The sequence below is a fragment of the Enterococcus sp. HMSC061C05 genome (assembly GCF_001814765.1).
Taxonomy (GTDB): Bacteria; Bacillota; Bacilli; order Lactobacillales; family Enterococcaceae; genus Enterococcus_B; species Enterococcus_B lactis.
The window spans coordinates 38783-64169 of sequence record NZ_KV817761.1 but is presented as its reverse complement, the minus strand read 5'-3'; the positions used below and the strand labels follow the sequence as shown (position 1 = coordinate 64169).

24 protein-coding genes are annotated in these 25387 nt (G+C 38.6%); 4 read left to right on the top strand and 20 right to left on the bottom strand.

Going from position 1 to position 25387, the window contains the following annotated elements; all coding sequences use genetic code 11:
* Positions 1-52: 52 nt before the first annotated feature.
* Genes HMPREF2988_RS12385 through sfsA form a run of 3 tightly spaced genes read right to left on the bottom strand, consistent with a single transcriptional unit; the run spans position 53 to position 3087 of the window.
* Positions 53-1330: a DEAD/DEAH box helicase gene (locus HMPREF2988_RS12385; RefSeq protein WP_002291838.1), complete on the bottom strand. Its 1278-nt coding sequence runs from the start codon at positions 1328-1330 to the stop codon at positions 53-55.
* Positions 1330-2343, bottom strand: a complete 1014-nt coding sequence (locus HMPREF2988_RS12380) for a Gfo/Idh/MocA family protein (protein WP_002315401.1) — start codon at positions 2341-2343, stop codon at positions 1330-1332. Before HMPREF2988_RS12380 ends, HMPREF2988_RS12385 begins: the two co-directional genes overlap by 1 nt.
* 15 nt (positions 2344-2358) lie before the next feature.
* Positions 2359-3087, bottom strand: coding sequence for a DNA/RNA nuclease SfsA (gene sfsA, locus HMPREF2988_RS12375; RefSeq protein ID WP_002315402.1), 729 nt, complete (start codon positions 3085-3087; stop codon positions 2359-2361).
* A gap of 176 nt (positions 3088-3263) precedes the next feature.
* On the opposite strand from sfsA, the gene HMPREF2988_RS12370 reads away from it, so the two are divergent.
* The 3 genes from HMPREF2988_RS12370 to zwf all read left to right on the top strand — a co-directional run bounded on the left by HMPREF2988_RS12370 (position 3264) and on the right by zwf (position 5955).
* Positions 3264-3593 (top strand): DUF4828 domain-containing protein, encoded by a 330-nt coding sequence (locus tag HMPREF2988_RS12370; protein ID WP_083314647.1) that lies wholly within the window; start codon positions 3264-3266, stop codon positions 3591-3593.
* Positions 3594-3766: 173 nt separating this feature from the next.
* Positions 3767-4414, top strand: a complete 648-nt coding sequence (locus HMPREF2988_RS12365) for a transcriptional regulator EfaR (RefSeq protein WP_002286616.1) — start codon at positions 3767-3769, stop codon at positions 4412-4414.
* 14 nt (positions 4415-4428) lie between these two features.
* Positions 4429-5955, top strand: coding sequence for a glucose-6-phosphate dehydrogenase (gene zwf / locus HMPREF2988_RS12360; RefSeq protein WP_002291842.1), 1527 nt, complete (start codon positions 4429-4431; stop codon positions 5953-5955).
* A gap of 48 nt (positions 5956-6003) precedes the next feature.
* Here zwf and ileS read toward each other — a convergent pair whose 3' ends face one another.
* From ileS to HMPREF2988_RS12275, 17 genes are all read right to left on the bottom strand, one after another.
* Positions 6004-8802 (bottom strand): isoleucine--tRNA ligase, encoded by a 2799-nt coding sequence (gene ileS / locus HMPREF2988_RS12355; protein WP_024634776.1) that lies wholly within the window; start codon positions 8800-8802, stop codon positions 6004-6006.
* A 260-nt stretch (positions 8803-9062) separates the two neighbouring features.
* The gene (locus HMPREF2988_RS12350) at positions 9063-9770 is read right to left on the bottom strand and encodes a DivIVA domain-containing protein (RefSeq protein ID WP_002291846.1); all 708 of its coding nucleotides are present in this window, start codon (positions 9768-9770) and stop codon (positions 9063-9065) included.
* 20 nt (positions 9771-9790) lie between these two features.
* Positions 9791-10573, bottom strand: coding sequence for a YlmH family RNA-binding protein (locus HMPREF2988_RS12345; RefSeq protein WP_070770739.1), 783 nt, complete (start codon positions 10571-10573; stop codon positions 9791-9793).
* A gap of 48 nt (positions 10574-10621) precedes the next feature.
* The gene (locus tag HMPREF2988_RS12340) at positions 10622-10900 is read right to left on the bottom strand and encodes a YggT family protein (RefSeq protein WP_033583228.1); all 279 of its coding nucleotides are present in this window, start codon (positions 10898-10900) and stop codon (positions 10622-10624) included.
* Positions 10901-10923: 23 nt separating this feature from the next.
* Positions 10924-11523 (bottom strand): cell division protein SepF, encoded by a 600-nt coding sequence (locus tag HMPREF2988_RS12335; protein WP_002315407.1) that lies wholly within the window; start codon positions 11521-11523, stop codon positions 10924-10926.
* A 13-nt stretch (positions 11524-11536) separates the two neighbouring features.
* Positions 11537-12214, bottom strand: coding sequence for a YggS family pyridoxal phosphate-dependent enzyme (locus HMPREF2988_RS12330; RefSeq protein ID WP_070770738.1), 678 nt, complete (start codon positions 12212-12214; stop codon positions 11537-11539).
* 16 nt (positions 12215-12230) lie between these two features.
* The gene (gene ftsZ / locus HMPREF2988_RS12325) at positions 12231-13472 is read right to left on the bottom strand and encodes a cell division protein FtsZ (protein WP_002291854.1); all 1242 of its coding nucleotides are present in this window, start codon (positions 13470-13472) and stop codon (positions 12231-12233) included.
* A gap of 22 nt (positions 13473-13494) precedes the next feature.
* A complete protein-coding gene (gene ftsA / locus HMPREF2988_RS12320; protein ID WP_002291855.1) occupies positions 13495-14820 on the bottom strand; it encodes a cell division protein FtsA in 1326 nt (441 codons plus the stop codon).
* A gap of 155 nt (positions 14821-14975) precedes the next feature.
* Positions 14976-16208, bottom strand: coding sequence for a cell division protein FtsQ/DivIB (locus tag HMPREF2988_RS12315; protein WP_070770737.1), 1233 nt, complete (start codon positions 16206-16208; stop codon positions 14976-14978).
* Positions 16209-16222: 14 nt separating this feature from the next.
* Positions 16223-17311, bottom strand: coding sequence for an undecaprenyldiphospho-muramoylpentapeptide beta-N-acetylglucosaminyltransferase (murG, locus tag HMPREF2988_RS12310; protein WP_002291857.1), 1089 nt, complete (start codon positions 17309-17311; stop codon positions 16223-16225).
* 25 nt (positions 17312-17336) lie between these two features.
* Positions 17337-18698 (bottom strand): UDP-N-acetylmuramoyl-L-alanine--D-glutamate ligase, encoded by a 1362-nt coding sequence (gene murD / locus HMPREF2988_RS12305; protein WP_070770736.1) that lies wholly within the window; start codon positions 18696-18698, stop codon positions 17337-17339.
* Between the two features lie 13 nt (positions 18699-18711).
* The gene (mraY, locus tag HMPREF2988_RS12300) at positions 18712-19674 is read right to left on the bottom strand and encodes a phospho-N-acetylmuramoyl-pentapeptide-transferase (protein WP_002291862.1); all 963 of its coding nucleotides are present in this window, start codon (positions 19672-19674) and stop codon (positions 18712-18714) included.
* 25 nt (positions 19675-19699) lie between these two features.
* A complete protein-coding gene (locus tag HMPREF2988_RS12295) occupies positions 19700-21892 on the bottom strand; it encodes a penicillin-binding transpeptidase domain-containing protein (RefSeq protein WP_002310275.1) in 2193 nt (730 codons plus the stop codon).
* Positions 21893-22294 (bottom strand): cell division protein FtsL, encoded by a 402-nt coding sequence (gene ftsL / locus HMPREF2988_RS12290; RefSeq protein WP_002297992.1) that lies wholly within the window; start codon positions 22292-22294, stop codon positions 21893-21895. It abuts the gene before it with no gap.
* Between the two features lie 4 nt (positions 22295-22298).
* On the bottom strand, positions 22299-23258 hold the full coding sequence (gene rsmH / locus HMPREF2988_RS12285; protein ID WP_002345577.1) for a 16S rRNA (cytosine(1402)-N(4))-methyltransferase RsmH: 960 nt from the start codon (positions 23256-23258) through the stop codon (positions 22299-22301).
* Between the two features lie 20 nt (positions 23259-23278).
* Positions 23279-23710, bottom strand: a complete 432-nt coding sequence (mraZ, locus tag HMPREF2988_RS12280) for a division/cell wall cluster transcriptional repressor MraZ (protein ID WP_070770735.1) — start codon at positions 23708-23710, stop codon at positions 23279-23281.
* Between the two features lie 169 nt (positions 23711-23879).
* Positions 23880-24248, bottom strand: a complete 369-nt coding sequence (locus HMPREF2988_RS12275) for a DUF3397 domain-containing protein (RefSeq protein ID WP_002291871.1) — start codon at positions 24246-24248, stop codon at positions 23880-23882.
* Positions 24249-24418: 170 nt separating this feature from the next.
* On the opposite strand from HMPREF2988_RS12275, the gene HMPREF2988_RS12270 reads away from it, so the two are divergent.
* On the top strand, positions 24419-25375 hold the full coding sequence (locus HMPREF2988_RS12270) for a magnesium transporter CorA family protein (protein ID WP_002291874.1): 957 nt from the start codon (positions 24419-24421) through the stop codon (positions 25373-25375).
* The last annotated feature ends 12 nt before the right edge of the window (positions 25376-25387 follow it).

Sequence of the window (25387 nt, the reverse complement as noted above, 5' to 3'; positions counted from 1 at the left end):
CTCTGGCAACCAATTTTGTTCCCGTTTTCATAATCATAGCATAAAAAGGCGCTTATTTGCGCCTTGCTCCTTTATTTCTCTCTTTTTTTGATTTATTTTTAACTTTTTTTCTTGATTTGTTTTTGTTATGCTCTGGATTTTGTTCTTTCCCAGGAAAAGATTTCTTATACTTGTTATTCGCTGCGGTAGCTACATCTTCTTTGATTGGTTGATCCGTTTGTAACTTTCCTCCGTGCAGAAAAATCTCTTCAAGTGTTATGTTTGTCGGACGTAAAAGTCGTTTCAAATCTCTTAAATTGTTATCTTGTACGAGTGTGATCACTGTTCCTTCATTGCCCATTCGTCCAGTTCTTCCAGAACGATGCAAGTAAGCTTCTTCACTTAACGGCACTTCTGCATTCACGACATAAGGAAGTCCTGTAATATCTAAACCTCTAGCCGCCACATCTGTGGTCAAAAGTGCGCTGATCTTTTTCTTTTTGAATTGTTCCAGCGCCGCTTTTCGGAGCAGCTTGTTTTGATCAGAGGCCAGGCTTCCTACAGGCACCCCTCTATACAGCAATTTTTCTTCCATCACACCTAATTCAGTCAGTTGATTAAAGAAAATCAGACCTTGAAAATCTTCTATGTGAGTGAGACGTCTTAGATATTCATCTTTCTTTCGTATTGGCACTCGTAAAAAGTAATGTCTCAAGCCTTTTCGAGAATCATCTTCTGCTGTCACGTCGATCGTCTCAAACGTTTTCCCAGTGATTTTTTCAATGCTTTCAAGGGAACGATCTGCTGTTGCTGAAAAAAAGGCTAGCTGATATTCTGTCGGAGCTTGATGAAGAATCTGATCAATGATTTGGCTGTTCCCCGCATCAAATAGCTGGTCTGCTTCATCAAATACCATTGTTTTCACTTGATGTGCTTTTATTTTTTTAGCTTTCATCAATTCCAATATTCTTCCTGGTGTACCAATCAAGATTTCTGGTTTTTTCTTCAAACCTTCAATTTGTCGTTTAACGTTTGCTCCGCCCACCAAAGATTGGACTTTCAATTCTTTGTCTTTTCCCCATTCACGTGCAACATCTGCTACTTGAATAGCTAGTTCTTGAGAAGATGCAAAGATAACCAACGCACTTGCTTCACCTGGTTCTACGTTTAGTAGTAACGGCCAAAGATAAGCCAGTGTTTTACCTGAACCTGTTGGAGAGATGGCTACTATGCTTTGTTTATTGCTTAATGGCTGAAAAACTGCCTGTTGAATAAGAGAAGGTGTAATAAATCCTTTATTCTCATAATTTTTCTGCCAATTTTCGGGAAATACTTGTACAAATTCGTTCATTAAAAATCTTCCTCATTATCTGCATCGAATTTGATGCCACCATTTTTTCTTAAATCATAAATCACTTGGTTCACATTTCTAGCTAGCTCGATCCACTCTTCATACAATAATCCCCAAGCTGGATCTTTCGGATGAGTCATGACATTGGCAAAATCCTCTGCTTCATCTGCCATTGGATTTTCTGCAGCTGTTACTGCTAAGTCAATGATTTCTTCGTGTACCCGATCATGAAACTCTGCTTGTTCGATTGCATTGACGCCATTCATCACTAGCGTTCCTGAGTCAAAATAGATCTCTGATGGCAGATAAGAATCACCGATTTTACCTGGTTGGATCGATACATCGAAAGTATCATAACGCAAGATTCCCCATCCAAGACCATCCACACCAGTAGAAATCTTTCTTGGGAAATAATGGACTTCTTTTGGCATTCCAAACCAAGCGACAGTTGCATACACAAGGTAAACACCTAAATCCATCAATGCACCACCTGAGAAATGAGTCGAGAAGATATTTGGTTCTTCTCCATCTAATACTTGGTCATAACGCGAAGAATATTTCATATAGCTGAAATTTGCACCGATTATCTCGTCTTTTAATGGTAAGTAATCGGCAATCTTTTTAAAACCTGATTCATGGATATTTCTTGCTGCTTCAAAAAAATACACATTGTGTTCATTTGCCAAATGGATGATTTCATCCATTTCTTTTGGCGTCGAAAAAGCTGGCTTTTCCACTATTACATTTTTACCTGCCAAAATTGCTTGCTTAGTCTGACTAAAATGAAGACTATTTGGAGAAGCTATATAAACAGTGTCCATATGAGCAATATTGAAAAAAGTCTTCAAATCTGTTGCAAATTCGATATCCCCTTCATAATGAGAACCAAATTCCTGTGCTTTTTCCAAATGTCTAGAATATACCGCTGTCAATTCATATTTTTTTGTGCTCAAAGCTGCTTGGACAAATTGATGAGTGATCCAATTTGTTCCAATAATACCTAAGTTGATCATTTTTTTACCTTCTTTCTATTGTATAGGATCTTCAAACGGGATAGCTACATCAAATGGGATAGCCTGCTTGACAGTTACCTCATCTGCCGTTACTTGACAATTATAGGCGAGGATTTGCACTCCACTTTGCTGCGCATGTCGAACCATATCAGCTAGTGCTGGTTGCATTTCTTCATGGATCGTTGCGAAATGAAGATGTTCGAATTGAGCAATAAACAAGACATAAGCGGCATAACCATCTTGTGCGGCATACGCTAATTCTCCAACATGTTTCAATCCTCTGAGTGTAGGCGCATCAGGAAAAGCACCAATTGCTTTATTTTCAAGCGTCATACCTTTGACTTCAACAAATGCTTTTTGTCCGGCCGCCGTCTCCAAATAAATATCAAATTTGGAGTGAAGATAAGTTACTTCCCGCTTGCATGCTGTAAATGGACCAGTTAATCCTGGTAAAAGGATCGTGCCGTCTAAAATACCGTCAGTTGCCAACTGATTAGGCAATTGACTATCGATATTGAACCAATCACCCTTCTTTTTTACAGCAATCAAATCATAGTCGGTTTTCCTTTTAGGTCCAGGAGCAAATACAATAGCCACTTCAGCGCCCGTTATCAGGACCTCTTTTCCTCTGCCTGTATTTTTGACATGCGCGATAATCATTTCTCCGTCTTTTTTCATGCAATGTGCAATAAACCGATTCGGGCGGTCAATAAAAAAAGCTGTTTCAACTTGCTGATACTTCAAATTATGTCACCTGTCTTCCTACTATGTATCCTATCATAATTTGTGGAAAAACAGTAAAAAAACCAGTCGAAAGTCTTAGAGAAATTTTAGTTTTTATTCGGTACAATGAAATAAAGAAGGAAGAATGTTTCTATACGATGATTTTCTCATAAAGGAGTGATTTGGTGATAAAAAAAATGATCTATTTTCTTGGTTCACTCGTTGCCGTTCTCTCAAGTTGGATTTACTTGAAAAAGAAAAAACAAGCAGAAAAATCTGAAAGACTCTCGAGGTATCAAGGTACATGGTTCTTCAGTGATAGCCAGCAAAAACAACAATTACAGATTACATCTGATTACACGTTTTTGATCAACGGTCAGTCACTTGGCACATTTGTGGTAGAAATAGATGAACAGCGTTTAGTCGTACGTGATCAATACGGTTTTTATCTTGTCTTTTCTTATCCCGAACAAACTCTTTATGATGAATCTGCAGATGTCTCGTATAAGTTGACATCTGAAAAATAGACACCTCCCAATATATATCTATAAACGAAAGTATGAGTCTTCTTTCTCGTCTTTCGTTTTTTGTTGTAAAAACGTCCAAAAATCCTTTGTTTTTTATTTAGAAAAATAGTCAATTAACGTTTTTTTTGTTACACTTACTAATGATGGTTTTTACCATGAAAGGATGATCGAATATGACACCAAATCGAGAAGATTATTTGAAAATCATTTTAGAACTAGGCGGAGATACAACGAAAGTCAACAATAAACAAATCGTATCTAGCCTGGATGTCTCGGCTGCATCTGTCAGTGAAATGATTTCTAAACTTGTGAAAGAAGAGCTTGTAGAACATTCCCCTTATCAAGGTGTACAATTGACTGCAAGCGGACTGCAAAAAGCTAGCAGTTTGATTCGCAAACATCGTTTATGGGAAGTTTTTTTAGTTGAACATTTAGACTATAGCTGGAATGAAGTCCACGATGATGCTGAAGTATTGGAACATGTGACTTCGGAACATCTTGCAGATCATTTAGAAAACTATTTGAATCATCCTGAACATTGTCCTCATGGAGGATCGATTCCTAAAAAAGAGGAAGTCGTCCATGAAGAACGCCGGCAAACACTAGAATCCTATCCTGTCGGTACAAAAGTGCGTATCGCACGAGTGCTTGATGAAAAAGAATTGTTGGATTACTTAGTCACAATTGACCTGAATATCAACGAAGAGTATGAGATCGTTGATATCGCAGCTTATGAAGGACCAATCACTATCCAAAATGATAGAAAGAAAATACCCGTCAGCTTCAAGGCGGCCAGCACGATTTTTGTCGATAAAATATAAAGGAGTGTATCTACATGTCTAATGAAAAAAATGTATTGTTTACGATATTCGGCGGCACAGGTGACCTAGCCCAACGTAAATTGTACCCGTCTTTGTTCCGCCTTTACAGAAAAGGAAATTTAGGCGAGCATTTTGCCGTGATCGGAACCGCTCGCCGTCCTTGGAGCGATGAACACTACCGTGAAGTTGTCAAAGAAACGATCCGTGCATTGAATCCTTCTGATGAAGAAGCAACTACTTTTGCTAGTCATTTTTACTACCAATCCCATGATGTAAATGATTCAACACATTATCAAACATTAAAAGAATTGTCTGACCGATTAGATGGACACTATCAGTTAAACGGCAATCGCGTCTATTATTTGGCCATGGCACCTCAATTTTTCGGAACGATCGTTTCTCATTTAAAATCACAAAACATTATGACAAAAAATGGCTTCAATCGTTTGATTATAGAAAAACCGTTTGGATCGGATTACCAATCTGCTTTCGAATTGAATCAGCAAATCAGAGAAGTATTCCCAGAACAAGATATTTTCAGGATCGATCATTATTTAGGGAAAGAAATGATCCAAAACATCTCAGCTATCCGTTTTGCCAATAATATTTTTGAGGCTCAATGGAATAATCGTTACATCGATAATATCCAAATCACTTTTGGTGAAAACCTTGGTGTAGAAGATCGCGGGGGCTACTACGATCATAGTGGCGCACTGAAAGACATGGTGCAAAATCATATTTTGCAAGTTGTAGCATTACTTGCAATGGAACCACCAGTAGCATTTTCCGAAAAAGAAATCCGTACAGAAAAGATCAAAGCATTGAAAGCAATCCGCATCTACAACGAAGAAGAAGTGTTAGAAAACTTCGTTCGTGGACAATATGCTCAAGGTGAATTAGATGGCGTACAATTCAAAGGTTATCGAGAAGAAGACAAAGTGGATGCTCAATCAGAGACCGAAACCTTCGTCGCAGGAAAATTCACTATCGACAACTTCCGTTGGTCTGGTGTTCCCTTCTATGTGCGTACAGGAAAACGTTTGACTGAAAAAGGTACTCGGATCAATATCGTGTTCAAACAGGTTCCTGTTAATGTATTCAAAACATCTGTCGATGAACCATGTGACGATACGACACTCCCACCGAATGTTCTAACGATCTATATCCAGCCAACTGAAGGATTTTCTTTATCCCTGAATGGAAAAGAAGTAGGTCAAGGGTTTGAAACGGAACCAATCAAATTAGAATTTCGAAATAGTGCAGAAATGGTTGAAAATAGCCCAGAAGCTTACGAAAAATTACTGCTAGATGCGTTGAATGGTGATGGAACGAATTTCTCTCATTGGGAAGAAGTCGCTCAATCTTGGCATATCGTGGATGTCATTCGCAAAGCTTGGGACCAAACACAACCGGACTTTCCAAACTACAAGGCCGGATCAATGGGGCCTAAAGCAGCTTTCGAATTACTTGAAAAAGACGGATTCGAATGGATCTGGCAACCAGATAACTGGTATCGCGAACGTGGAAAATTAATCGATTGATAACAAAAGGGGTTGTGACAAAAAACATGTCACAACCCCTTTTCCATTTTACTTTTCTTCGAATCCTTCAGCTACAGCTTCAGGATAGAATGCTTCAACGATTTTTGCACAACGACCGCATAGATGAGGAAGTTTTTCATCTACTCCTACATCTTTACGAACTTGACGACAGCGATCGCACGTTTCTCCGTCTGCTTTTTCCACTGTAATAGCAACATCATCAAATACCACAGCATTATCTGGCACTTGTACATCTGCTTCCATTACTTCAAAGTAGTCTGGGGAAACGATCAGCAATTGTGCAATATCTGCATCCAAAGCTTTTAACATTTCACGAACTTGTTGTTTTGGATAAACAGTTAGTTTTGCTTCCAATGATTTACCAATCAATTTGCTATTTCTTGCTTCTTCCAATGATTTTAAGACCTTGTCACGGAAATCCATGAAAGCAGCCCAAGTGTCCATCAATTCCTCTTGGTTCGCAAACTCTTCATAGCCAGGAAACTCGCTTAACTGAACGTATGCTTCTTCTTCTTTCAGGAATGACCAGATTTCTTCCGCCGTATGTGGAATGATAGGCGTCAATAGTTTCGTCAAAGCTACAGCTGTTTGATAGAAAACAGTTTGCATACAACGACGTTGATAATCATCTTCTGCTTCGATATAAACCACATCTTTAGCAAAATCCAGGTAGAAGGACGATAGATCAACCGTCAAGAAGTTCATAACTGTACGGTAAATATGCATGAAATTATATTTGTCATATCCTTCTTCTCTGATTTCTTTGATTACTTGGTTCAATCGTACGGTCATGTATTTGTCTACAGAGCGTAAATCATTGTACGAAACAGTATCTTTTTTAGGATCGAAATCTTCTGTATTCGCTAATAAGAAACGCATCGTATTTCTGATCTTACGATATACCTCTGCCACTTGACTTAAGATATCCATAGATACACGAACATCTGCTTCATAATCGACACTAGATACCCACAAGCGAAGGATATCTGCACCAAATTGTTTGATCACTTTTTCTGGTGCAATGATATTTCCTAAAGATTTACTCATCTTACGGCCTTCGCCATCTAAAGCAAATCCTTGAGAAATAACTGATTTATATGGTGCTACGCCATTGATAGCCACACTTGTCGTGATACTTGAGTTGAACCAGCCACGATATTGGTCTGATCCTTCTAAGTACATATCTGCTGGGAATGATAATTCTGGTCGTTGACGTAAAACAGCTTCATGAGAAGAACCAGAATCAAACCAGACATCCATGATATCTTTTTCTTTTGTAAATTCGCCATTAGGAGAACCTGGGTGAGTAAATCCTTCAGGAAGAAGTTCTTTTGCTTCTTTTTCAAACCAGATGATTGATCCATGTTCAGCGAATAATTTTGCTACATGTTCGATTGTTTCTGGCGTGATGATTGCTTCACCATTTTCAGCATAGAAAATCGGAAGCGGCACTCCCCATGCACGTTGACGAGAAATGACCCAGTCGCCGCGATCACGGATCATATTATATAAACGTGTTTTTCCCCATGGAATAACCCAATCTACTTTTTCTACTTCATCCAAAATATTCTGACGGAATTTATCGATAGATGCAAACCATTGTGGAGTTGCACGATAAATCACAGGTTTTTTCGTCCGCCAATCGTGAGGATAACTATGGGTAAAGAAATCTAGTTTCAGCAAAGCTCCTTTTTCCTTTAATAAATCAGTAATCATAGGATTTGCTTTATCATAAAAGATTCCTTCAAATCCAGGAGCTTCTTCTGTAAACAACCCTTTTGAGTCTACAGGTGACACTACAGATAGTTTATATTTGCTACCGGCGATATAGTCATCTTCCCCGTGTCCTGGAGCAGTATGGACTAATCCAGTACCAGCGTCTAAAGTAACATGGTCACCTAAAATTACGAGCGATTCACGGTCATAGAATGGATGACTTGCAGTCATATATTCCATTTCTTGGCCAGCAAATTCTTTTAGAACCGTTACATTTTCCCAACCGATTTCTGTTTGAACTGTTTCTAGCAAATCTTTTGCTACAACAAACTTACGGCCATCAGCTTCGACCAGTACATACGTAAATTTGGGATTTACAGCAATACCTTGGTTTGCTGGCAATGTCCATGGTGTTGTCGTCCAAATGACGAAAGCTGTATCTTCATCAAGGATGCCTTTACCGTCTTTGACATTGAAAGCTACAAAAATAGATGGAGATTTTACATCTTTATATTCAATTTCAGCTTCCGCTAAAGAAGACTCACTTGACGGAGACCAGTAAATGGGTTTCAATCCTTTGTAAATATAGCCTTTTTCAGCCATTTTACCAAATACGCGTACTTGTGCAGCTTCATACGAAGGGTCTAATGTAACATAGGGATGTTCCCAATCTCCTGCAACTCCTAGGCGTTTGAAATCTTCTCGTTGTTTATCTACTTGGGAAAGTGCATATTCACGACATTTTTCCAAATATTCTGCCATGGACATTTCTTTACGTTTCACGCCTTTATTAGCCAACACTTGTTCGATTGGCAATCCATGTGTATCCCATCCTGGAACATATGGTGCGCGGTAGCCAGACATTGATTTTGAACGAATGATAATGTCTTTACTGATTTTATTCAATGAGTGCCCTAAATGGATATTTCCATTGGCATAAGGAGGTCCATCATGAAGAACAAAGCTAGGTTTTCCTTCGTTCAATTCTTGTCTTTTTTGGTAGATTTGATTTTCTTCCCATTCTTTTTGCCATTCGCCTTCTCGGTTTGGCAAATTACCACGCATAGGGAATTTTGTTTTTCCTAATTGCAAGGTTTCTTTCATTTTCATTCAACCATTCACTCCTTCGTTTATTTTCCGGACACAAAAAGGCATGTTCAGCCGCAAGGGACGAACATGCCGTGGTACCACCCAAATTTAGTTGCATCTATCTAATGCAAACTCTCTGTGACCAATAACGAGGTCAGCCGCTGCTTCTTACTCTAGTTTCAGAAAAGCAGTCTCAAGTAGAGGATCTTTCACGATGCAGTGTCTTACCGATCTTCCACTCTCATCGGCTCGCTTTAAGAATAACAAAGTGCTTTTCTGTTCTACTCGTTTTCATGTTCACCAGGTACGATTGAGATATCGATAGCCTGTGTATCAAATGCCGTCATAGGTGCTTCTATGACTCCTGTGTCTGAGTTTACATCAGTATCATTTTCGTTGTCAAGCTGTTTTGCTAAAACTTCTTTGATCACTTCATGGCTGTCAGTCACATAGCTAGAGAATGGTTGTAAAATTTCGTCCCATTCTGGACTTTTCACTTGTTCCAATTGAGATTCAAGCATCAAGCTGATACGTTGATGGAATACTCGTGTCTTTTTCTTAAGATCTTCTGTTTCTGTCGCAAGCTGTCTTGCTTTTTCTGTTGCATCTGTCAAGATTTTTCTTGCTTTTTCTTCTGCATCAGTTGTTAATTGGTGTGCACGTTTTTCAGCATTCGCAACTAACTCATCTGCTTTGTTTTGTGCAGAAGTAACGATCACTTCAGATTCTTTACTTGCACTTGTTTTTACTTTATCCGCTGTGTCTTGAGCTACGATGATCGATTGGTTCAATGCATCTTTCAATTCATTGAAATACTCAAGTTTTTCTTCTGAATGTTTGACTGCTTTTTCTAATTCACGATTTCTTTGAGTCAATTCTTCATAGTCACGAACAACTAAATCTAAGAAATCATCTACTTCGTCTTGATTATATCCCCGCATTTTTGTTGGGAATGTCTTATTTTGGATATCTAATGGAGTTAAAGCCATGAGTAAACCACCTTTTTATTTTATTTACGTAATACACCGAACAACACCCTGTACTTTTCTTTTTTCGTCTTCCCCTCAAGTTCTTGGATCTGGACTCTGCCGTAACCCCTGATTGAAATAATATCTAATAGTTCAAGTACAAAATCAGGTCTTGTATTTTCTGTCCAATTCACTTTTACTTTACCAGCTTCGATCAGCTGCTTGGACCGCTGTCTGGAAATATTATAAATCTCAGAGATCACACTGTCCAGTCGCATAGAACTAACAGTCCCTCTTTCTTGTGTCCAGCTGTCTTTCGGCAAAATCATTTCTGTGTATTTGATTGGTTCCAAGCGTACAGCAACTTTTCCAATCTTTGTTACTTGTGCAGCAACAAAATGATCCACCTCATTTGCAATAAATACTTGCCAGCGATCGCCATCTGAGATGATATCGCCAAAGTAAGAGCGTTTGATACCTGTTCCCACTAAAGTCCCAAGGATTTTCCCATGACTTAGACTGGCAAATTTGCTAGGATAATGGATTTCATACAATGCTGTTTCAAAATCTTCCTCTACAGGTTCGTAATAATCGGGGAAAATCAAACATCTTTTTCTTTCTGCCTGTTCATATCCACCATAAAACATGAAACGCAAATCACTGCTTTGCCGAATCAGTGTTTCTAAAATATAGGATTGTCTGGGGTCAAGAAATTCAGTCAGATATGGCGCATATTGTCCTTGAACTTGTTCAATCCAATCACCTACTGAGTCGATAAATGCACGTTCATCTGCCCGAAAGTGCTGGTATACATTTGCATCCAAAATTTTCCCCTCCTATCTATTCTGAGAATAAAGATTTTGTTGCTTGAATCAATAAACTAAATGGATAGTTATCCATATAACGATCTGTGCTAATCCTTGTACGGCTAAGTTCAAGATTAGAATGGCCCCTAAAATCGTGAAATCCAAAGGACCGATCCTTAAAGGCAGACGGTCGAATAAACTGATATACGGTTCACAGATCTTAGCTAAAAACCGTCCTAATCCTGATTGATAACCGCCTGGAAACCAAGAGAGCAAAGCATATACCATCAAGATAATGCTATAGAAATAGGCTGCCCGTTGAATTAAATGAAGTAATAGCGCAATAATATAAATCGTAGTTCCTCCTCTTACAGATCAAACAAATTCGCATCTGCAAAAGATTGAGCGGTTGAACTGTCAATCTCCATCCCTGTCGGTGTACAAAGAAAAATCTCATCTCCAACGCGTTTGATATCTCCATCTAATGCATAAACTGTTCCTGTTAGAAAATCAACGATTCTTCTCGCTTGCTTTTCTTCCACTAAATGAAAATTCACTAAGGTTGCTTCTCCAGCGATGATTCGTTTAGCAATCGCCATCGCTTCAGAATAAGCTCTTGGTTCCATCACAGTGATTTTTCCCGCAAGATTTGCTTTAGGTTGTGTAGACGTTCTTGAAGCTGTTCTTTCTTTCGCTACAGTTTTTGTAGGTGATTGATGTAGTTCAATTACTTTTTTCTTTTCAGCCGGCTGAATACTTTCATGCGTTACAGGACGTGAAGTCGCCGTTTTTTGTTTCTCATGAGTATTCGCAGCAGATACAGAATGAGTTGGTTGATTCTGTTTTGTATTTTTTTTAGTTGGCTGTACAGCCTTTTTTGTTGTTTCAGGATAATCTTGGTATTCGTACTCTTCCTCATCAGCTAATCCGAAAAAATTAGCAATTGCTCCTCTGTTTAAAAGCGGCATTTTTGTTCCTCCTTTATTCGTCTTTGAATAGCGCTGTTCCTACACGGATAAATGTTGCACCTTCTTCAATCGCAATTTGAAAATCCTGACTCATCCCCATGCTTAATTCATTACATGGTGCATGGGCATAACCTTTTGCTTGAACAAGATCACGCAATTCTTTCAGCGTACCAAACACTTTATGGATTTGCTCATCAGAAGCTTCTTTAGGCGCCATAGTCATTAACCCAACAACCTTGATTTTTGTGCAGGCAGCTAAAGATTCCACAAACGGTAAAAGCTCATCTGGTGAAATTCCATGTTTTGATTCCTCACCAGAAACATTTACTTCAATAAAACAGGATAATTCTTTTTCTAACCGCTTCTGGATTTCTTCTGCTAATCTTAAACTGTCCAACGCATGAAAGTAATCAATTTCATTTACAATCAATTTTACCTTTCTGCGCTGTAAATTACCAATTAAATGCCACTTTATTTCGGGAAAATCAAATAAATCTTGTTTCTTTTGTAATAGTTTATCTACTCGGTTTTCTGCACAATTCATAACGCCAGCTCTGACCAATTTTTCAGCTTGAGCTGATTCAACAGATTTTGTTACAGCTACTAATGTAACTTCTTTCGGATCACGATGAACAAGAGCACACGAATCCTGAATTTCTTGCTTGATTTTCTGCAAGTTGTCAGCAATCATGTGCTCTTCCTCTCCTTTATTTTTTACGACGGAAAAACGGTGGCGTATTTAATTCATCATCGCCATGAGATTTTGTTTCTTCGCGGTTGAATGTATCAAATTCTTTTTTTTCGATATTGTCAAAATTGGAATCATCAACTCTAGGACGAACATTTTGTTCACGTCTGATATCCCAATCGCCAAAACTGTTTTCTTCTTCTGCAGAAGTTGGTTTAGCTTGATCCATATCTAATACAGTCTTTTGAGCAGGTGATTGCATTTGTGCTTGTCTAGCTGGACGGCTAGACTTGCGCTCCTTTTTTGATTCATCGATACCTGTTGCGATGACCGTCACGCGGATTTCATCGCCCATTTCTTCATTGATAGATGTACCTAGAATAATATTTACATCGCCAGTTGCTGCATTTGCTACGATATCTGAAGCATCTTGTGCTTCAAACAATGTCATATCCAAACCGCCTGTGATGTTAAGAAGTACTTGTTCCGCTCCATCAATAGATGTTTCAAGCAATGGAGAGGAGATTGCTTTTTTCGTTGCTTCTACTACGCGATCTTCTCCACTAGCTACACCGATTCCCATCAATGCTGTACCTTGGTTTTCCATCACTGTTTTCACGTCAGCAAAGTCAAGGTTAACGTAACCTGGTGCCGTAATCAAGTCAGAGATACCTTGTACACCTTGACGTAAAACGTTATCTGCTTCACGGAAAGCTTCAAGCATTGGTGTCTTTTTATCTACAACTTCTAGTAAACGGTTATTTGAGATAATCAATAATGTATCGACATTTTCTTTCAAACGAGCGATACCTTCTGCAGCAAAACGGCCACGTTTAGGTCCTTCAAAAGTGAACGGACGTGTAACGACACCAACGGTCAATGCGCCCAGTTCTCTAGCGATCCCTGCAACGATTGGCGCAGCACCTGTACCAGTTCCTCCACCCATTCCTGCAGTGATGAAAATCATATCTGCACCGTCTAAAGCTTCTCGTAAGGATTGTTCACTTTCTTCTGCCGCTTTTTGTCCAACTTCTGGTTGAGAACCAGCCCCTAAACCACGAGTATATTTTGGTCCTAATTGGATAACTGTTTCAGCTTTTGAATTTTTTAATGCTTGCACGTCTGTGTTGGCCGTAATGAATTCAACACCTTTGACGTTTTCTTCAATCATTCGGTTCACAGCATTTCCACCGCCACCGCCGACTCCGATGACTTTGATTACTGCGCCGTCATTGATATTATTATCAATTGAGAATTCCATATCTTATTCCTCCCAGGATGAATTAATCAAAAATATTTGTAAAGAAACCCTTGATTTTATTTTTTACATTTTCTCCGGATTCTTTTGGTTCCGGCTCATCGTAGACTGTTTCTTCAGGTGCTTCATAGCTTTCATATGTGTTTGTTGTTTCTTGTTCAACTACCATTTGACGAGCTGCTGAGGTCTCACCTGTAACAGCAATTTTTGCCAATTGATACACTTCGCTCAAGTTTGCTGAATAATCAACGATACTTATTACATTTGTAAATACCGGGTTTCTCAGTCCCATGTGATTTGGAACATACAGTTTCACATTTACGCCGAAGATTTCTTGCGCCAAGTCCACAACACCTGGAAGACTAGCAGCTCCGCCTGTCAATACGACGCCACCTGGCAACTCTAATGCTTCGATTTGGTCCAATGCATCTTTTGCTTTATTGAAAATCTGTTCCATACGAGCTGAAATAATTTCTGACAAATAGCGTTCATCGACTTTCACTGGTTCTGACTGGCCAATTACATCTACTGGAAACTCTTCATCTGGTGATGTCCGTTCTGGATATGCATCCCCGTAATTTATTTTCAACGCTTCTGCATTGTTAAAAGACGTATTTAATACAATAGAGATATCTTTAGTGACAAATTCGCCACCTTCTTGGTCGAGACTGGTAAACTTCAATTGCTTATCATGCATAACAGCTGTTGTCGTTTGGCCACCACCCATATCAATAACGATCGTACCAAAATCTTTTTCTCCGTCAGAAAGAATTGATTCTGTCAGCGCTAAAGGAGTAATCACCATTTCATTGACGATTAATCCGGCATTTTCCACGCATTTACGTATGTTATGGATGATCGTTTTGGGTCCGGTAAACAACAGACCGTACATTTCTAATCTTACGCCGATCATTCCACGAGGGTCTTTGATTCCCTCGAATCCATCGACAGTAAAATCTTGTGGCAAAATTGACACGATTTGACGTTCAGGAGGTATTGAACGAACAAGGGCAGCAGAAGCCACATTTCTGACATCTTCATCGGTGATTTCCTTTGAATCTCCGTTAACTGCAATCATTCCCTGGCAATTTTCTACTTCAAGCATGTTTGCTGGCAAACCGACACTTACGCCTTTGATCTGGATACCTGCTTTTTCTTCTGCTTGTCGTACTGCTCGTTGTATCGCTTGGACCGTTTTATCGATATCAACGATAATGCCTCGGTTAATCCCTTCTGATTTTGCGTTTCCTACTCCAATAATATTCATTTGGCTGTCGATATATTCAGCCACGACAACTTTAACAGATGTCGTTCCAATATCAAGGCCTACATACATTCCTGTTTTTGCCATGAATGGGATTCCCTCCTACTTACTATTCCATATACAAGCGAACAACTAGCGTCCGTTTTAAAATATACTTATTAATAGATATATTCACTGCTTTCAATTCTACCATAAATTACTGGTTTTTAGAAAGTACATTCTTACTTTTTAAAGTTGTTTTATCAATTTTCATTTAAACTTGACGGAGTTGTACTTGGATTGTCTTCTATTTGACTTGTTTCACTTGAATTATTTGAATCAGATGAGCCGTTTGTATCAGACGATTCAGGTGTATCTGCTGCTTGCGTTTCTGCCTCTTCACTTGACCCATTTGTTTGATCCGCGTTTTCTTCACTTCCAGTTGTTTCTTCCGTTTGGTCCGATTCTGCCGTTTCTTGAGTACTGCTGTAAGGATATGAGTAGATGCCAACTTCCATGTCGATCACACCTTTTTCATCCATGTCTTTGGCTACTTGCGAATAATATTTCATTTGGTTCGCAAGATTATTGATATTTACAATGACTTGATTGCCATCATTCATGTTCAATTGGATCAGGTTTTTATTACTTGCTCTTGGTGTATACTTGATTTCAGAGATTGCTTTTTGCAATTCTGATGATAACTGATTGTATTGCTTTGTTAATTCTTTGATTTTTGCTGAATCTTTGAACTCTTCTAAGATAGGGAGATTTTTTGTAGGATTTGCTACTTTTTCATCTAATACTGTTCCATTTTCAATTACTGGATAGTATTGATTATCTTTTGCAATCAAAGCGATTTCTTTGTATTCTGTCACATCCAAATCGAACTCATTTATCCCTTTGAAGTGTATAGCTGCTTTTTCGATTCTCGGCTGTGCTTTTTTTAGCCGTTCGATATAAGTGGATCGATCGAAATACTGCCCCCAGACATTTTCTCCCAATGACAATTTGGTATCAGAGATGATTTCCTGACTGTTGACTACCTTATTACCTGACACTGCAACAGCTTGTAGCTTGCTATAAGGAGAAACATAATAGATCAAAAAAATCAGCGGTATGCCCAATACAGTAATAATCAATGCTAACCGACGAAACAGTACTTTATGCCTTTGACTTTTTAAATTGGGGAGACGATTCAAAAAAGAACCGTTATACGGGCCACCGTTTTTCTTTTGCTTGATCTCTTCAAAAAATTCGATTTTTTTCTCGGACTGGCTTTCTGACTGGCTTGTTTCTTGCTGTTCCTCTTGAACCGTTTTTTCTTCTTCAGAATCTGAAAGGGGTGTGTCTAATGGTGTGTCTTCTTTTTTTGGCTCTTGGTTTTTCATCCCTTGTTCTGCCAGATATTTTCGGTTAGCCTTTTGCCAAGGAGTCAAATTGTTTTCATCAGAAGACGGATGAGACAATTTTTTAGGTTCTTTTTTCTTACTCACTAAGACCACCGCCTTTATTTTTTGATTATTTGATTCACTACGTCATAAAGACGTTTTGAAGCATCAGGGATGCCTTGTTCTTTAGAAGCTCGGCACATTTGCTTTTGCAATTCTTCATCATCCATGATTTCGTTAATTGTCTGACTTAGTGATTCACCCGTTAGCTCATTATCCGCAATCATTTTTGCTGCTCCTGCATGAACAAGACTCATTGCATTTTTAGTCTGATGATCATTCGTAACATATGGACTGGGAACCAGCACTGCCGGAAGCCCCAAAGCTGTAAATTCTGCGATCGAAGTTGCACCAGCACGTCCCACTAGCAGATTGCTCGAAGCCATGACTTCTGCCATGTTTTTGATGTAAGGCTGGACACTAATGTTTTGTATTTCAGGATTTATTTTATTTAGGATTTCTTCATAATATCTTTCTCCTGAAGCATACAAGACTTGATAAGAGGAAGGAATATATTCACTTAAAAAAACCGATACCGCTTGATTGATTTTAAGTGCTCCTTGACTGCCGCCAAAAATCAAGACTGTTTTCTTTTCTGGATCCAACCCAAATGTTTTCAAAATATCTGATTTTTTAGTATCTGCTACTTCTTGTGCTCGAGGATTACCTACAAGGACTGATTTGTTTTCAGGAAAAAAAGGAGCCGCATCTTTGAATGAAAGAGCGATCCGATCCACATATCGGCTTAAAAATTTATTGGTAACACCTGGTACACTGTTTTGTTCATGGATAATAGTTGGAATTCCCATTTTTGATGCAGCATACACTACCGCTCCGGATACATATCCTCCAGTACCGATAACGATATCTGGTTGAAAATCACTGAGGATTTTTTTTGCTTGACGGATACTCTTAAGAAACAATCGGATTGTCTTGATATTATGCATGGAAATTTTTCGTTTAAAGCCTTGAATCTCCAAAGTATGGAAAGGCATTCCTGTATCTGGGACAATTTTATTTTCCAGACCACGTTTTGCTCCCACATACATGAATTCAGCATTCGGTTCTTGAGTCTTCACATAATTGACAAAGGCAAGAGCCGGATAAATATGTCCTCCCGTTCCTCCGCCTGTAACCAAAATTTTCATTTTTTATCGCTCGCTTCTACTTTTTCTATTTTAATTGATTCACAGCTTCCATGAATCGGTTTCCTCTAGTTTCAAAATTAGGGTATTGATCCCAGCTGGCATTCGCTGGTGATAGTAAAATCACATCACCATCTGTACTGTTTTCTAATGCTAAAGGAACTGCTTGTTCTACAGAATCGGCTGTTACTATCGTTTCGATGCCTGCTTTTTTTCCAGCATCGATCAATTTTTCTTTTGTTTGACCAAATACGATCATTGCTTTGATTCCTTTTAGTGAAGGAACCAATTCATCAAATGTATTTCCTCTATCTAATCCGCCTGCCAATAACACGACCTTAGCCGTTTCAAATCCGCTTAGAGCCATTTTAGTCGCTAAAATATTGGTTGCTTTTGAATCATTATAAAATTTTCTGCCTTGAATCTCTCCTACATATTGCGTACGATGCGGCACGCCATGGAATAAATGCAACGTTTGTCGTATAGCTTCATTTGATACACCATACAATTTTGCTACAGTAATAGCAGCTAGCGCATTTTCTACATTATGCATACCTGGTACGCCAAGTTCAGAAATTTCCATTATTTTTTCTTTTCTATAATAAATTGCGTGATCGTCAGCATACACACCGTCTTCCAACACTTCTTTTGTCGAAAAAGGCAGGACGCGTGCTTTTGTTCTTTGCGCTAATTCTTGTAGTTCTGACTGATTCCAGTTAAGAACCAGATAATCTTCAGCTGTCATATTTTTTTGAAGGTTCCATTTAGCATTGACGTATTCTTTTCTTGTGCCATGATAATCAATATGTGCTTCATAAATATTGGTGATCACCGCTATATGAGGATGGAAATCTGTGATTCCCATGAGTTGAAAACTAGATAACTCCATCACGATTTTATCTTCTGGTTTCGCTTCTTGCGCGACACCACTTGCTGGATACCCAATATTTCCTGCTAAACGGGCAACTCCTTTGTCTACGCCTGCATTCAGTAGTAGTCCAGTCATTGTTGTTGTCGTGGTTTTTCCATTCGTTCCTGTAATCCCAATAATTGGGCATTCCGCTACTTCGTAAGCTAGCTCCACTTCCGTAATTACCGGAATACCCATTTCTTGGGCTTTTGCTACTAAAGGATGGCTGTAGGGAATCCCAGGATTTTTGACCATCAACGAAAATTCTTCATCTAGTAATTCGATTGGATGACTGCCTGTTATTACTTTTATCCCTAAAGAAAGCAATTCTTGTGCTTCCGGATTTTCATCAAAAGGTTTTCCGTCATTAACGGTGACAAGTGCGCCCAATTCATGTAATAATTTGGCCGCACTTACTCCGCTTTTTGCGAGTCCTAAGACAAGCACTTTTTTATTTTCATATGTTGATATTTTTTTCATTTCCTGTCATCTCCTACCAAACGATCCATAATGTGATCAATGAAGTCACAATGCTGATCAACCAAAAAACTGTATCAATCTTCCACTCCGACCATCCGCACATTTCAAAATGATGGTGGATTGGAGACATTTTAAAAATTCGTTTTCCCGTAAGTTTAAAGGATGTAACTTGAAGCATCACACTTGCAGTTTCCATAACATAAATCAAGCCAATCAAAAGCAATGTCCACTCTTGGTTCAGCATCATAGAAATAGCCGCTAAAAGTCCGCCCAAAGCTAATGAACCAACATCTCCCATAAAAATCTTGGCAGGTTTCCGGTTATAGACGAAGAATCCAAGTAAACCACCTAAGACACTGAGACAAATGATTAATACATCATACTGATGCTGATGCCAAGCAATCAGACCGTAAGCTGCAAAAGAGATGCTGCCTAAGCCAGCAACTAATCCATCGATACCATCCGTCAGATTGACCGCATTTGAAAATCCAACAAGCCAGAAGATAGCGAAAACCCCATAAATGATTCCTAAAGGCAGATCCAGCCCAAAGAAATTCAATACACCTGGATAGCCTTCAGAACGGTAAACAAGATAAAAGATGATTCCCCCTAGAACCTGTCCAATCAGTTTCTGTTTCGAGTTCAGCCCCATGTTTCTTTTCTTGAAGATCTTTATAAAATCATCAAGAAAACCAATTACTCCATATAATGCTAATACAAAAAGCAAGATGAAAAGAGTAGGAGTCAGCTGTTTTTGCCAAGCTCCAACCCAAATCCCTGTCAAAATAGAGCCGATCAGAAACACTAAGCCGCCCATTGTAGGAGTTCCGGCTTTGATATTGTGCCACTTTGGTCCCTCCTCGCGAATCGCCTGACCTTGCTTTTTCATTTGAAAGTAACCAATAAATAGCGGCATTGCGGCAATCGTCATTGCACAACTGCTGACAATGGGAATCAATGCTTGTGTCCATTCCATGCTCATTTCTCTCCTATTTCTCTTCTTATTCTTCTAAAGTAAAATTAAGTTTTTCTTTTGTGATTTTTTCATATGGAGCAAGTTCTTGTTTGACACAATAACCATCCCCATCAAAACTAACTTCGATACCAAGGATTTTCCCTAGCTTCATGATATCTGCTTTTGACCATCCAGTTACATCAGGCATCAGCTTGTCGCCGCCAGTATATAGAATCAGTTTTTCTCCAGAGATCAACTGATCACCGTTGGCAGTAGATTGTTTTTGTACTTTTTTCCCGTTACCGATAACGACAGGTTGCAGTCCGCTTTTTTGAGCATCCGCTGCTGCAACATCTGCTTCTAGATTACGATAATCGGCTACGGATACTTTTTCTGTTTTGGTTTCTGTATCCGTATCTTCTTCAGTTTCTTTAAAATCCATTGCCCGTTTCATCAATGGATTTGCGATTTTAGCCAAAGCCATTCGATCATATGTCTTAGGGTGTTTCATTGTTAGATACAAGACATAGTCTGGATCTTCAGAAGGAACCATCTCCACAATCGAATACAGGTAGGCTGTATCTCCTGTTTGGTATCCCCCTGTATCAGAAGCGATTTGGGCTGTTCCGGTTTTTGCCGATACATTGTATCCAGGTACACTATATACGCCATAAGCACTACCGTAGTTTTCGCTTTCGACAACATCTCTCATATATTCACGGACTTTTTCTGTTGTTTCTTTTGAAAAAGGTTGTCCTAGAACTTCTGTTTGAGTTGTTCGCTCTTCTCCAGTTTGAGGATCCACTACTTTGCTGATATATCGAGGTTGAATCATTGTACCGTTATTCGCAATAGAAGTGAAAGCTTTCATCATTTGGAAATTCGTCACACCTACCGCTTGTCCATAAGCACTCATTGCTCGGTCGACAATATTTGATGTAGGCAAAGCACCATTTACTTCGTCATCTAATCCAGAATGGGTACTTTGTCCAAATCCTAGTTTTTGTAAATAATTGTACCATCGTCCGCCTAATCGCTGTTCCAGTATGACCATCCCGACGTTACTTGACCATGAAAGAGCTTGACGCATGGTCAGCACACCTTTTTCACCAAAGTCATGGTCATTGATCGTCGCATCTTCTACTTGGATTTTTCCAGATTGGAAGGTTTCATTCTCGTTGAATTCTCCTTCTTCGATAGCGGCTGCAGTAGTGAAAACTTTCATGGTTGATCCTGGCTCATAACTATCTTGTACCAAGAAATTACGCCAGATAGCATCTTCTCCAGTCAAACCTTCCATTGTTTCGGGATTAAAAGTAGGACGCTGCCCCATCGCCAAAATCTCTCCAGTTTTTGCTTTCATCAAGACTGCTGTCAATTCTTCCGGTTGATATTCTTCATTTACTTGATCCATCAGTGTTTCCAAATAACTTTGTAGTCTACTGTCCAAAGTCGTGTAGATATCTTGTCCATCAACAGCTTTTTCTTCTTCTGCTACTGTACCTGGCAGAGGATTTTGAAAATTATCTTTTTGATAAATAATCTTACCATCTTTACCGCTCAAAATATCATTGTAAGCAGACTCCAAACCTAGTTTACCAACTAAGCCATTCTCATCTTTGTCTGGAACTGCATATCCGATAAAATGAGAAGAAAAGACGCCATTTGGATACATCCGAGCCTGATGGTCGACAAAGTAAAGACCAGCGACACCTTCTTTTTTCATATCTGCTTCGATGTTTTGCTTGGTTTCTTGGGAGATATTTTTCCCATAGCTACCAAATTCAACTTGATACAGCTCTTTTTTTGCGCCGTCTTCTAAAATATTCAGTGCATCTTTTTTGTCTATAGAAAGATTCTTATGCAGGATTTCTGCTATTTTATCAAAATTCTTTTCTTCGACATACAGCTTTTTATCCCCAGAAGTATATGTTTTTGAGAGTATCGCTTTAATTGAATAAGAGGAGGCATCTTCTGCGAGCGCCACACCGTTACGATCATAAATCGTTCCTCTTTTTGCTTTTACTACTTCACTTCCTTGGTACAACTGTTTTGTTTTTTCAGCTAATGAGGTACCAGCAACATGACCTCCAATAACGATATACGAGAAACGGACGGCAAATAAAAAGAACAATCCAATACTCGTAGCAAATAAAATGATACCTACTTTTTTGCGATTGTTCATCGGATTTAGATTTTTCTTTTCCATAAACCGCCGAATTTTATTTTTAAGACTCATTTACTTCACTTTCCTTAAATTGTCGTCATTAATAGACAATCCTTTTTCTTCTGCGATTTGTTTAATCCGTTCAGTACGAGAAAGTTCATTTTTTTCTTGTTCTAAACTCGTTTTTTCTTGCTTTTTATCATTGATTTCTGTTTGTATTGATGTGATTTCTTTTTCAGCTCCGCTGATATTTGTACGCAACATGACTGTTAAAACACACAAAGCAACAATAGCAATCGCCACGCTTGCCACAGCAATTTTTTCCAAAGCAGAAATCTGCTTCAATCGTTTTGCTGGTGATTGTGGAAGAATGATTTCTTGATTCGAAGAAGAATCTGGCATTTGTTGTTCTGGCTGATCCACCAATTCAGGTAAATCATATTCGTACTCTTGCATTTTCTTTAATTCTGCCATCATTCTACTCCTCTTTCATTCTTATTTTTTCTGCAATACGTAACTTTGCACTGCGTGATCGATTGTTTTCTGCTAACTCTTCCTCTGAAGGAAGGATTGGTTTACGAGTAATGACTTTTAGTTCCGGTTGAAATTCGTCAGGTATGACAGGAAGTCCCGGTGGTAAATCTTGAACCGTACTATATTCTTTAAACATACTTTTGACAATTCTGTCTTCTAATGAGTGGAATGTGATCACACTGATTCTTCCATTGACTTTCAATAACCGGATTGCCTGTTCTAAAGAGGTCTCTTCGGCACCAAGTTCGTCATTTACTGCAATCCGCACAGCTTGAAAAATTCTTTTTGCAGGATGCCCGCCTTTTCTTCTTGCGGGAGCTGGGATGACTTGTTTAATGATTTCGACAAGCTCACCAGTTGTTTGGATTGGTTTTGTTTTTCGTACTCGTTCGATTTCACGAGCAATTTGTTTGGAAAATTTCTCCTCGCCATAGCGGAAGAAAATCTTTACTAATTCATGGTAGGAATATTCATTAATTACGTGATAAGCGGTTAAAGGAGCTGACTGATCCATACGCATATCCAAGGGTGCATCTTGATGATAACTAAATCCACGTTCTGCTTCATCTAGTTGAGGAGAGGAAACCCCTAAGTCATACAAAATACCATCTACCTTATCTACATACTCACTCAAGCGTTCTTCTAATTCTCTGAAATTCGCTTTGATAAATGTGACCATCCCTTGTTCGACATAAGAAGCTAAACGCAGCTTGGCGTGATCGATTGCTTTTTGATCTTGGTCAAACGCATACAGGTGCCCTTTAGAACTTAGTTGGCTCAATAAATATTCACTATGTCCGGCACCGCCGAGTGTACAGTCTACATAAACGCCATCCGGTTTGATGTTCAATCCATCTACCGTTTCTTTCAACATGACTGTATAGTGTTGAAATGTTTCAGTCATTAGTCAGCCTCTTCCTATTCTTATAGTCCGAAATCAATCATATTTTCAGCAATTTCGTCAAAATTCTCTTCTGCTTCTGCAGAAAAATCTTCCCATCGTGTCTCATCCCAAATTTCAATTCGGTTAGATACGCCGATGATTACGCACTCTTTTGTCAAAGCTGCATAATTTCTTAACGTGCTTGGTATATTGATCCGTCCTTGTTTATCAAGTTCGCATTCAGTGGCAGCCGAATAGAAGAATCGCACAAATGTACGTGCGTCTTTTTTAGCCAACGGCATTTCGTTCAGCTTAGCTTCCAGATTTTCCCATTCGCTCATCGGATAGCCGAAAAGACAACCATCCAATCCGCGTGTCAGAACAAACTTTTCGCCAAGTTCTTCACGAAGTTTTGAGGGAACGATTAAACGTCCTTTTGCATCAATATTATGTTGGAATTCACCCATCAACATTGAAAGCCCCCCATTCCTCCACTAACTAAAATTAGTCTACCACAATCCCCCACTTTCTACCACCTTTTCTAGGAAATCCGGGAACAACTTTTTTTATTCATAAACATTTTTTTAAGAATCAAGCTGCAAAAAGCCTTTTAAAAGACTTTTTACAGCTTTTCTGCTTTTTTCATAGGTAAGAAAGTATATTCACAATGATCAAGACCGCGTACAAGACGATCGTCAGCAGAAATACCAAACGCCAAGTCATCTTGAAATAACGCGGATAAATGATTTCTTCATAATAATATGCTTGAAAAACAGCAATACAGATGCCCATTAGTAAAACAGAAATAAAGAAAAACGGCAGGATAGAAATTGTCGCTGTGTTTCTAGACAACGCATGCATACCGCCCCACAAAAAAGGAATCGCCAAATCAGGGGCTTTTATTTTAAAACGACGATTTAACGAAAATAATTTTACAAGAAATTGGCAACCAAACAAAACGATTACCGGGTAAATATACCAAAACAAGATAAGTGGTGTGAATGTGCCCATGAACGTAAACTCCTTTTTTATCGTTGCTTCAAGTATACTGTATATACTTTACACAACTGTTTCATTTTATTTAAATTTATGCAGTTATATTCTATATCTTACAAACACATTCCATGTATTCCAATCCCCTATCCGTTATAATAAAAAAAACAGGCAACAGGAGGAAAATCATGATCAAATATTTTACATTAGATAATGAGAAACTGCGTAATACCGGAAAGGAAACTGACCAAACGATCTGGTATTGTGTAGAACGTCCCAATCAAGAAGAGATTCATCAGCTGACACATCAATTTGAAATTCCGTCAGATTACATCACTTCCATATTGGACGATGCAGAAAATTCCCGTACAGAAGAATTCAATCAATCAAAGTTGACAAAACCAGCGTTATTATTGTTACAATATCCGTTTGCTAAAACAAGTCCTAGCGGTTATTTTCAAGTGGATACATACCCGCTCTCTATCATTTTGACGCCCAAAAAGAAGCTTATCACAATTACGAATCATGAACCACTATTTTTAAAGAAAGTCTTTAGTCAAACCTTTCCAAAAAGCGATGTTTCACCCAATCTCAATATCTTCTTTCAATTCATCTGGCAGGTTACACTGTCTTATAACAGTTATTTAGCTACGCTTCAATCTCAATGCGATACTTTGGAAGCCAAACTTCAAGTATCAACTGAAAACAAACAACTTTATCAAATCATGGATATCCAAAAAAGCCTTGTTTATTTCAGAGAAGCGACTTCTGCTAATTTAGATGCATTGAAAGAATTAGCGCAAAATAAACTTTTCCAAGAAAATCATGCGTTGAAAAACCATCTGCGTGATGTATTGGTAGAAACAGAGCAAGCAATGACTACTTCTCGCATTCAATTAAAACTAGTAGAACAAATGAATCAGACTTTTTCAGCAATTGTATCGAATAATTTGAATAATATTATGAAAATTTTAACTTCTTTAACGATTATATTAACTATACCAACAATCATCGGAAGTATCTATGGGATGAACATCAAGCTACCCATTGCTGAAAGAGATGATGCGTTTATCTGGCTAGTCCTATTAACATTATTTATTTGTATCGTAACTACCTATTATTTAAAAAAAGGGAAGTTTTTATAAAAAAGACCTCTT